This window comes from Actinomadura sp. 7K534 (genome assembly GCF_004348575.1).
In the GTDB taxonomy this organism is placed as follows: Bacteria; Actinomycetota; Actinomycetes; order Streptosporangiales; family Streptosporangiaceae; genus Spirillospora; species Spirillospora livida.
The window spans coordinates 1-9,883 of record NZ_SMKB01000252.1 but is presented as its reverse complement, the minus strand read 5'-3'; the positions used below and the strand labels follow the sequence as shown (position 1 = coordinate 9,883).

At 72.4% G+C, this 9,883-nt stretch carries 9 protein-coding genes and 1 pseudogene; 1 reads left to right on the top strand and 9 read right to left on the bottom strand.

Annotated elements, in window-relative coordinates:
* The 9 genes and pseudogenes from E1266_RS31425 to E1266_RS31390 form a co-directional block, all read right to left on the bottom strand.
* Positions 1-576 (bottom strand): annotated as a pseudogene (locus E1266_RS31425) (hypothetical protein); the annotation flags it as partial.
* A gap of 132 nt (positions 577-708) precedes the next feature.
* Positions 709-1,515, bottom strand: a complete 807-nt coding sequence (locus E1266_RS31420) for an HAD family hydrolase (RefSeq protein WP_132053246.1) — start codon at positions 1,513-1,515, stop codon at positions 709-711.
* Complete coding sequence (locus E1266_RS38405) at positions 1,512-2,624, bottom strand: cysteine protease StiP family protein (protein WP_207946025.1); 1,113 nt, start codon at positions 2,622-2,624, stop codon at positions 1,512-1,514. The genes E1266_RS31420 and E1266_RS38405 overlap by 4 nt, the downstream gene beginning before the upstream one ends.
* The gene (locus E1266_RS38400; protein WP_243719112.1) at positions 2,621-3,964 is read right to left on the bottom strand and encodes a phosphoribosyltransferase family protein; all 1,344 of its coding nucleotides are present in this window, start codon (positions 3,962-3,964) and stop codon (positions 2,621-2,623) included. Before E1266_RS38400 ends, E1266_RS38405 begins: the two co-directional genes overlap by 4 nt.
* 32 nt (positions 3,965-3,996) lie before the next feature.
* The gene (locus tag E1266_RS31410) at positions 3,997-5,181 is read right to left on the bottom strand and encodes an HpcH/HpaI aldolase/citrate lyase family protein (protein WP_132053244.1); all 1,185 of its coding nucleotides are present in this window, start codon (positions 5,179-5,181) and stop codon (positions 3,997-3,999) included.
* 65 nt (positions 5,182-5,246) lie between these two features.
* Positions 5,247-5,825, bottom strand: a complete 579-nt coding sequence (locus tag E1266_RS31405) for a TerD family protein (RefSeq protein ID WP_132053242.1) — start codon at positions 5,823-5,825, stop codon at positions 5,247-5,249.
* 51 nt (positions 5,826-5,876) lie between these two features.
* Positions 5,877-7,049, bottom strand: coding sequence for a DUF475 domain-containing protein (locus E1266_RS31400; RefSeq protein WP_132053240.1), 1,173 nt, complete (start codon positions 7,047-7,049; stop codon positions 5,877-5,879).
* A gap of 60 nt (positions 7,050-7,109) precedes the next feature.
* On the bottom strand, positions 7,110-7,688 hold the full coding sequence (locus E1266_RS31395) for a TerD family protein (protein WP_132053238.1): 579 nt from the start codon (positions 7,686-7,688) through the stop codon (positions 7,110-7,112).
* Between the two features lie 89 nt (positions 7,689-7,777).
* A complete protein-coding gene (locus E1266_RS31390; protein WP_132053236.1) occupies positions 7,778-8,353 on the bottom strand; it encodes a TerD family protein in 576 nt (191 codons plus the stop codon).
* Between the two features lie 177 nt (positions 8,354-8,530).
* On the opposite strand from E1266_RS31390, the gene E1266_RS31385 reads away from it, so the two are divergent.
* Positions 8,531-9,772 carry a molecular chaperone DnaJ gene (locus tag E1266_RS31385; RefSeq protein ID WP_132053234.1) on the top strand — a complete coding sequence of 414 codons (1,242 nt, stop codon included), beginning with the start codon at positions 8,531-8,533 and terminating at the stop codon, positions 9,770-9,772.
* Positions 9,773-9,883: the final 111 nt, after the last annotated feature.

The window sequence follows — 9,883 nt, the reverse complement described above, 5'->3', positions numbered from 1 at the left end:
GAGCCGGAGGGCGCCGAGGGGCCGGTCCCAGGCGGGGCTGTTGTCGAGTCCCGACTCCCAGGGGTGGCAGATGGCGATGAGCCCGCTGGAGTCGAGGTCGCGGGCGCGGGCGAGGTAGCGGTGCTGCGCGCTGAGCATGGGGTGCAGCCGCGCGAGGAAGGCCCTGCTGCTCTCCAGGTCGGTGGCGCATTCGTGGAGGCGCAGGGCGGTGAGGGCGTGCAGCGGCGGCTGGGTGAGGCCGGAGGTGTGCACGCCGTGCGGCGCGTCGCGCTGCCGTTCGCTGCGCCACAGCTCGGGGCCGGGGAAGTAGGCGTGCCGGGCGAGGCTGGTGTCGAAGACGATGTGCGGGAGCATCCCGTCGGCCCATTGGCCGCGGAACAGGGAGAGCAGTTCGGCTTCGGCGCGGTCGCGCCGGTGGCGGGCGAGGCCCATGCTGATGAACGCGGAGTCCCAGCTCCACTGGTGCGGGTAGAGGCCGGGGGACGCCGCCGTGGCGGTCCCGGTCCAGTTCGCGTCGAGAACCCTGGCCGCGGCCTTCCAGAGCGCGGTCTCGTCGCCGGTCAGACGGGAGGTCATGTGGTCAGGGCGTCCTCCTCCTGAGGGTGAGGGGTTACTGGTGATTGTGACCTCAGAACGCGGCCGCTGCGACCCCCCGGGGTGCGTAAGTTGTCAACGGCGCCCCGGCGCGGGGTGATTTTCCGTGGTTGCCTACGGGGCCGTCGCGCGTTCCACCAGCCATGCGGCGATCTCCTGGCCTGCGGTGATGCCCCGCGCGGTGGTGACGGCCGTGGCCGGGGACGTCCAGCCGGTGTCGTGGAGTTCGCCGTGGGCGGGCCGGATGGACAGGTCGGCGGCTTCGAGGAGTTCGATGTCGAGGAGCGAGTCTCCGGCGGCCAGCGTCGTGGACGCGCCCGTCCGGCGGGCGACCTCCGCCGCGGCGGCGGCCTTGGTCAGGCCGGTGGGCAGGCAGTACACCTTGCGGCCTTGGAGGGACGTCCGCCAGCCGCGTTCGGCGCACCATCCGGTGAGCTCCTCGACCCACCCTACGGGGAGCGCGGCCCGGTCCACGACCGTGTAGGCGAACAGGCCGGACGCGCTGCGCCGCTTGAGGACGAACTCGCCGCTGACCCGGACGAGGTGCTCCTGGACGTCGGCGAGCGGCGCGCACCCGTCGGCGACCCGCGCCCGGACGGACGCCGCCCATTCGGGGTCGTCCTCGCCGTCCACGAGGAGGTGGCCGCCGTTCGCGGTGATGGCGTACCCGGCGGGCTTCTCCAGCAGGTTGACGCGCCGGTACTGCTCGGGGGTGCGGGTGGTGGCCGGGACGAACGTCGCGGCCGTCGCGAGGGTCTCCAGCGTGCGGGCGGCGGCCTCGGTCATGTAGGAGAGCGGCGCGCCCTGGTAGAACTCCACGCAGAGCAGGCGGGGCATCGTCTCGTCCGGCCCGTCCAGCGCGAACGCCGCGGCGGAGTAGATGAGCGTGCGGTCGAGGTCGGAGCACACCAGGACGGTCACTGGACGGCTCCCTTGCCGAACCGGGGATGGATGAGGCCCATGCAGGCGTAGGGGAAGCGGCCGGGCTCGACCTCGACGACGGGCACCCCGCGCTCACCGGCGAGCAGCCTGATGTGCGTGACCTCGGGTCCCGCGTCGGCCCGCACGAGCACCTTCCACGGGACGCGGCGCAGCAGGACCCGGGTGGTCTCGCCGATGCCCGGCTTGACGAGGTTCAGGTCGTCGATGCCCTCCGCGGCGGCGCAGCGGCGGACGGCCTCCCACCCGGACCAGTCGGGGGCGCGGTCGGCGGCGCGGTGGTCCGGCAGGTCCTTCGCGACCCGCTCGGCGACGTCGCCGAAGCGCGCGCACACCGCGTCGAGGAACAGGCCGGACACGTCGTCGGCGGCGAGATCGGCGTAGAACTTGGCGCCGTGGAAGTCGCCGGGGCCGATCAGGTCCGCGTTCAGGACGGTCCGGCTCACCAGCCCCGAGACGGTCGAGTTGAGGCACGCGGACGGGATCAGGAAGTCGTCCCGCGTCCCGAACAGCGGCGTGCACCGCCCCGGGTCGGCGAGCACCGCGAGGTCGGCGGGGAACGGATGCGGGGCGAGCGCGGCGGTCAACTCCCGCGTGATCGCGCCCTTTCCGGTCCAGCCGTCCACGAACATCACCGATGCCGGGTCGTGCCGCTCCGCGAGGTAGCGCAGGGCCACCGTGTCGATGCCGCGCGCCCGGACGATGCTGACCGCGTAGTGCGGCAGGTCCAGGCCGTGCGCGAACCGCGCCCAGCGGCGCATGAGGACGCCGACCGGCGTCCCGGCGCGGGCCAGCGACACGAGCACCGCCCGCGGCCCGCGCTCGGCGAGGACCAGTTCGGTGACCAGGCCGGTCGCGTACGCGATCCGCTCGGCCGACGCCTCCAGCGCCCGGTGGAACAGGCGCAGGTACTCGGGGCCGGGCTGGTACTCCACCGGCAGGGACTCGGCGTAGTGCGCCCGTCCCGCCTGGATCGCGGCCTCGCGCTCCTCGGTGGGCGCTTCGAGCCGCGCATGGGAGAGGTCCTTGAGCAGCCACGCGACGTCCTCGGCCGCGTAGCTGCCGAACAGGGGGCCGTACAGCGGTTTCACATGCCCCTCCAGGCGGGGACCGGCGCGACCAGCACGGGCGCGAGCGCGCGGAGCCGCGCCACGAGCCCGCCCGCGAGCGCCGGTGTGTCGCCGGCGTCGTCCACCACGAACACGACGCGGTCGAAGCCGTCCCGCCCGGAAGCAGGGGCGACGTTGTAGGCGTACCGCTCCCCCGGGCCGTCGGCGGGGTCGTCGTGGGCGTCGAAGGCCAGGCGCGTCCGGATCGCGTAGCCGGGGTCGTCCACGGCGAGCACTGGGGAACGCGTGGTCGTCGAGTACCGGACCTCCACGCTCGGCAAGGTGTCCGCGAGCGCCTCGGCCAGCCTCAGCGGCGTGTACATCAGCTCCTCGAACCCCAGGACGAGGACACGCGAGGCATCGTCGCCGAGCGCGCCCGCCAAGGCTTCCGCCATCCTCCCCAGGTCCTTCTCCAGGCGGGAGCGGTGGACGGGCAGGAAGCCGTGCCGTCCCCCGTCCGGCAGCCCGGACGGCCACCCCAGGTCGAGCCGGGACACCGGAAACGTCTGCGCCGCGCCCTCGGGAAGCCTTGCACGCGCCGTCAGGTCGGCGACGAGCGCCTTGCCCGACTCCAGGATGTCGCCCGGAAGGTCGACGTGCCCCTGGGCGAGGGACACCGCCTCGATGCGGGTGCCCAGCCGTTCGGCGAGTTCGTCCATCCGGGCCCGGTCCTCAGAGCCGCGCAGGTCGACAAGGGCCGCGAGGACGTAATGGCCTCTGGGCCGGACGGCGTGCAGCGCCTCGATGGTGTTCAGCACCGTCCGGCCTGTGGAGAGCTCGTCGTCCACCAGCACGGCGGGCACGTCACGATCGAGCGCGGCGGGGTCGGCGGGCAGGAGCAGGTGGCTCGTCGCGTGGCTGTGCTCCTCCTCGAACCCGCCGTACGTGGCGAACCCCGGCACGGGACGGCGCGTGGAGTGCAGGTAGTAGGCGCCTCCCAGAGCGTCCGCAACGGAATGCCCTAGAGCCGTCGCGGTCTCCGCGTAGCCGAGGACGACGGCGTCCACAGGAATCTGGGGGGCTCGCATGAGGTCGCGCAACCCGGCAGCCGCCCCTGGGACGCCATGCAAGGCGTCCGCCACAAGGGCTCCGGGACGGGGAGGCTCCTCACCTCGGAGGCGCGCGCGCACAAGCTCACCCAGCAGGAGCCCCGCCCCGTACACCAGCCGCGGATCGGTCGGGACGTGCTTGCCCAGCACCGCCGAGACCAGCAGGTGCGCCCGGCGGGGATTGCGCCGCACGGCGAGGCCGACGAGGTCCGCGAGCCCGACGCCCACCGGGCGCGGGCCGTCCGCGAGCCGCACCCCGAGGCGCTCCGCCACCCAGGAACCCGGCCACCCGGGCGGGAGGGCCGTCACCGGGGGCCCGCCGCTTCCAGCAGCTCGACGAACGTGACGCCCTCCGCCGCCACCCCGAACACCCGGGCGCGCAGCATCAGCCGCTGCGCCCACGCGCGGTGCGGCTTCGCCTCGTTCATCTTGTTGGCGTACGAGCTGGCCATCGCCCCTCCCCCGGTGACGCCGAGGATGTCGGCCGCGTCGCAGTACTCCTCGTGCGTCACCACCGACAGGGCGTGCACGGCCGCCACGTGGCTCGGATGGATGACGGTCTTGCCGATCAGGCCGTTCGCCTTGTCCAGGTGCACCTCGCGGATCAGCCCGTCCAGGTCCGACGTGATCAGCCGCTGCCGCAGCGGCGCCGCGCGCTGCGCGTCGAACGGCGACTGCCGCAGCTGCGGCTTGAACATCCGCTCGCCCGCCGAGAAGTACTCCCACACCGGCCCGGTCACCACGTAGCCGGTGCCGTCCGCGCGGCCGAGGACGTTGACGACGTCGCAGATCACGCCCGCGACGGGCTGGATGTCGTAGATCGTGAGGTCCGGGGGGCGGCGCAGCCCGTACGCGGCGGACATGTCCGTCGCGCCGATCCGGACGGCGAGGATCCGCGGCCGGTGCTTGGCCAGCAGCCGCGCCACCTCGTGCAGCATCTCCGACCGGGACTCGGCGTACACCGCCGCCGGGCTCTCGATCACCGGCATCGCCAGCAGCCGCAGCCCGGTGCGGTCCACGGCCTCCTCCAGCGCGTCCAGGAACGCTCCACCGCCGGCCGCCGTGAACTTCGGCAGCACGAAGCCGGAGACCAGCGCGGCGGCGTCCCCGAGCCGGCCGATCAGGTCGCCGATCTGCCGGGGGTCGCGGACGCGGACGAACAGCAGCGGTACGTCCGCGGCGCCGCTCCCCCCGCTCCCCGGGCGGGCGGCGCCGTGCAGCGAGCGCAGCTGCGCCACGAGGTTCGCCTCGGCGGACTCGACCTCGTCGTCGCCGATCGCGTCCTCCAGGCACAGCACCATGCTCATGACGCCGCGGCGCGCCGCGCGCAGCACGTCGTCGGCGAGCGCCGGCCGTGTGGCGGGGCTGTACAGCGTCGCGCCCAGCGCCACCGCCAGCACGGCCGGGTCGTCGTGCCGGTCGAACGGCCGCGGATGCCGGTAGAACAGGTGCTTGCGACGCGCGGCGTCGATGTGGTCGAAATGCCGCATGCGCGCCCCGTCAGACGCGCCGGATCATCGGAGCGGGCACCGGGACGCCGGACCGGGGTGCCGGATCACAGATGCGCCGACACGGCCGGCAGCAGGTGCTGGAAGGTCCGGCCGGTCGCCGTGGCGCCGATCGCCGTCATCGACCAGCCGCCGCCGTCCCGGGACACCTTCGCCATGACCTGCGCGTTGTGCTGCCCCGCCCCGCTCAGGTCGTAGCGCGCGATCTCCTGCCCGGTGGTCTCGTCGACCAGCCGGCAGAACGCGTTCTCGATCTGGCTGAAGTCCTGGCCGGTGAAGGAGTTCACCGTGAACACCAGCTGCGTGACGTTCGCCGGGACGTTCTGCAGGTCGACGTTGATGACCTCGTCGTCGCCCTCGCCCTCACCGGTCAGGTTGTCGCCGGTGTGCTGCACGGAGCCGTCTTTGCTGCGCAGCTGCCGGAACCACACCTGGTCGGCGAGGTTCCCGCTGGCGTCGAACAGCAGGCAGGACGCGTCCAGGTCGATGCTCTGGGCCTTGCTCTTGCCGAACAGGCCCTTCTTCGCGACGGCGTCCCAGCCGAGCCCCATCTTGACCCGGGTGAGCGTGCCCCCTCCGGGTTTGGCCAGCGATACCTTCTGGCCCTTCTGCAACGAGATGGACATCGTTCGGCTCCTTTGATGATCGATGCTGTCGCGAGGTGCGCGAGGTGACGGTCAGACGTTGCTGGAGTGGAGCGCCTTGCCGCCCTCGCCGGACGGCGCCTCGGGCGGCTCCCGGTCCTCGCCCCGGCGGCGGATGATCGAGCTGGCGAACGCGGCGATGATCAGGCCCGCGCCGAGCCCGCCGGTGATCCACTCGGGGACGTGGTGGCCGATGCTGATCAGCATGCAGGTCGCCAGGGCGCCGATCGCCCAGTGCGCGCCGTGCTCCAGGTACACGTACTCGTGCAGCGTGCCCTTGCGGACCAGGAACACCGTCAGCGACCGGATGTACATGGCGCCGATGCCGAGGCCCAGCGCGATGACGATCGGGTCGGTGCTGATGGCGAACGCGCCGATGACGCCGTCGAAGCTGAACGAGGCGTCCAGGACCTCCAGGTACAGGAACAGGAAGAACCCCGCCTTGCCGGTGGCGACGGCGAGCGGGGACGGGCCGCCGCGCCGCGGCGGCCCGTCCGCCGCCGCCTCCTTGACGGCGCCCCGCGCGACCGCTGCGGCGCTCTCTTCGCCGGCCTCCTCGTCCTCGTCCGCGTCGTCGGACTCGGCCGCCTCGGAGAACAGCTCGCCGAGCCCGTTGACCAGGATGTAGGTGATCATGCCGAGCACCCCGGCGATCATGACGGTGCCCGGGTCCTCGGCGGCCAGCCACGCGACGAACGACAGCGCACCCGCCGCGACCACCACCGCGAGCTGGTCCAGGCGGCCGATGCGGGCGAGCGGCTTCTCCAGCCACGGCAACCACTTCTCGGCGCGCTCCTCGAACACGAAGTTCAGGAACAGCATCATCAGGAACATGCCGCCGAACGCCGCGATCGTCGGATAGGCGTCGTTCATCAGGTCGTGGTAGCGCTCGGAGTCGTTCAGCGCCAGGTCGAACGCCTGGAACGGGCCCAGCTGGGCGGTGAGCGCCACGATCACCAGCGGGAAGACCAGCCGCATCCCGAACACCGCGATCGCGATGCCGATCGTCAGGAAGATCTTCTGCCAGAAGGGGCTCATCCGGTCGAGCACCTTGGCGTTGACCACGGCGTTGTCGAACGACAGCGAGATCTCGAGGATGGACAGCACGGCGACCAGGGCCAGCCCGGCCGGCCCGCCGTAGAGCAGGGCGAGTAGCAGGCCCACGGCAGTGACGCCGAAGGACCACCCGAAGGTGCGAAGAATCATGCGCGTATCTCTGGTAGGTAGGAGGCCGGGCGCGGTGGCCCGGCTGCGGGGTCGCCGGCGCTAGCCGACGTTGACGCCGAAGTCCATCGCGATGCCGGCCAGCCCCGAGGCGTACCCCTGGCCGACCGCTCTGAACTTCCATTCGCCGTTGTGCCGGTAGAGCTCGCCGAACACCATGGCCGTCTCGGTGGAGGCGTCCTCGGTGAGGTCGAAGCGCGCGAGCTCGTTGCCGTCGGTCCGGTTGACGATCCGGATGAAGGCGTTGCGCACCTGGCCGAAGCTCTGGTGCCGGTTGTCGGCGTCGTAGATCGAGACGGGGAAGACGATGCGCTCGCACTCGGGCGGCACGCCGTTGAGGTCGACGTTGATGGACTCGTCGTCGCCCTCGCCCTCACCGGTCAGGTTGTCGCCGGTGTGCTCCACCGAGCCGTCCGGGCTCCTCAGGTTGTTGAAGAAAACGAAGTGGTGGTCGGAGATGACCTTGCCCGTACTGGCGAGCATCAGCGCGGACGCGTCCAAGTCGAAGTCCGCGCCGGTGGTGGCCCGGACGTCCCAGCCGAGGCCGACGGTGACCGCGGTGAGGTTGGGCGCGGCCTTCGTCAGTGAGACGTTGCCGCCCTTGGCGAGTGATACTCCCATGTTCGGGCCACTCCCTTCCCTGTTTAGCCTGATCCCTGGCTGTGGATCCTACTGAGACCGAGGTTCGCGGGACCCTTTCCCGCCGGGCGTCAGAGGTTGACGCCGAAGTCCGCGGCGATGCCCGCGAGGCCGGAGGCGTAGCCCTGGCCGACCGCGCGGAACTTCCACTCCGCGCCGTTCCGGTACAGCTCGCCGAAGACCATCGCGGTCTCCATGGAGGCGTCCTCGGTGAGGTCGTAGCGGGCCATCTCGGTGCCGTCCCCCTGGTTCAGCACGCGGATGTAGGCGTTGCGGACCTGCCCGAAGTTCTGGCCGCGGCTGTCGCCCTCGTAGATCGACACGGCGAAGGCCACCCGCTCGGCGGTGGCGGGCATCGCGCCGAAGTTGACCTGGAGCTGCTCGTCGTCGCCCTCGCCGGCGCCGGTGGTGTTGTCGCCGCTGTGGGCGACCGCGCCGTCCGGCGTGCGGAGGTTGTTGAAGAACACGAAGTGCTGGTCCGTGATGATCTTGCCGGAGGCGTCCAGGACCAGTGCGGATGCGTCGAGGTCGAAGTCGGTGCCCGTGGTGGTGCGCAGGTCCCAGCCGAGACCGACGGTCACCGCGGTCAGCCCGGGTGCCTGCTTGGTGAGCGAGACGTTGCCGCCCTTGCTGAGACTGACACCCACGATGTGGCCTCCAAGATCGCATGCCGGTTTGCGGACGCCGTCCCGGCGCCCAGACTTATCGACGCTGGAGCGATGCTATCCGTTCCATCCTTGACGGACGCATTGCACGAGACCGTGCCCACCGCGCGAAATCCGGTCCATCTGCGCCAGACTGGGCAGGGACGAAGGGAGGCGGCCTTGCGGGGAGCGGGCGACCAGCGGCGCCGGGGCAGGGGAGCGCAGGCGGCGGCCGGCGCCGTCGAGGCGAGGGAGGCGGCCGCGGCCGCCTTCTACGAGATGGACCAGGCGCAGAAGTTCATCGACGGCCGGGTGACCGTCTTCGAGGACCTGGACGCCAAGGCCGCCGAACCCGTCCGGCGGGAGTTCACCGGGCTGGCCGAGGCGGCCGACGCCGCCGCCCACGCCTACATCTCCGTCCTGGACGCGCACGACATCGACACTCCGGACCGGTCGCCGGCCGAGTACGACGCGGCGAGGCGCGCGTTCGTGGCGACCACCGAGCGGCTCCAGCAGAGCACCCGGAACCTGAACGGCTTCGCCGAGCGGCTCGCCCCGCGGATGGCGCGGCTGGAGGCCGCCCTCGACCAGCTCCCGCCCCGGCTGACCGCCGCCCGCGACGCCGTCGCCGCCGCCGACGCCGCCGTGGCCGCCGCCAGGGACGCCGGCATGGACGCCTCCGACCCGGAGGCCGAGCTGGCCCGCGCGAAGGAGATCCTCGCCCAGCTCGGCTCGCAGGGGCTCGGCGGCTTCGGCCTGGACGGCGCGATGCGCAAGGCCGACGAGGTCCGCGAGATCGCCGAGGGGGCCCGCGAGGCCGCCGCGGAACTGCCGCAGATGGCGCAGAAGGTCCGCAACTCCCTGGCCTCCGTCCGGACCCGGGTGGACGTCGTCGCGAACCGCGTCGGCCCCGTCCGGGAGGCGATGCGCGTCCTGCTGCGCGGCTACTCGCAGGCCTGCTGGCAGGACCTCAGGGGCGCGCCGGAGTCGATCGAGGCGGGCGCGAACCGGGCCCGCGAGCGGCTCAACGAGGCGTCCGCGCACGTCTCCCGCGCCGAGTGGAAGCAGGCGCAGCAGGCGCTCACCGCCGCCCGCACCGAGCTGAACGCCGCCGACCGGCGGGCCGGCCAGGTCACCGGGCGGGTCGAGGAGCTCAAGGCCGTCGCCGCCGACCCGCAGGCACCGGTGGAGCGGGTCCGCTTCGCCGTCCGCGACGCCCAGCGCCTCGCCATGGCACAGCCGGGCGGCGCCGCCCCCCACCACGCCCGGGTCCTCGACTCCCTGGTGGAGCGCCTGGAGAACGCACCGAAGCGCCTGACCGGCACCAACCCCGACTACTGGTCCTACCTGCAGGAACTCGAATCCATCAAGACCACCGCCGGCGACGTCGTCACCCGCATCCGCTCAGAACGCGCGGGCTGATGCCGGGTCAGCGGGGCCGGTCTTGGATGCCCATGGTGAGGTTGCGGGCGACCATGGGTGGGCCGCTCGGGTTCGGGTCGTTGTAAGGGGGGAGCTGGGGCTGCTGCTGGG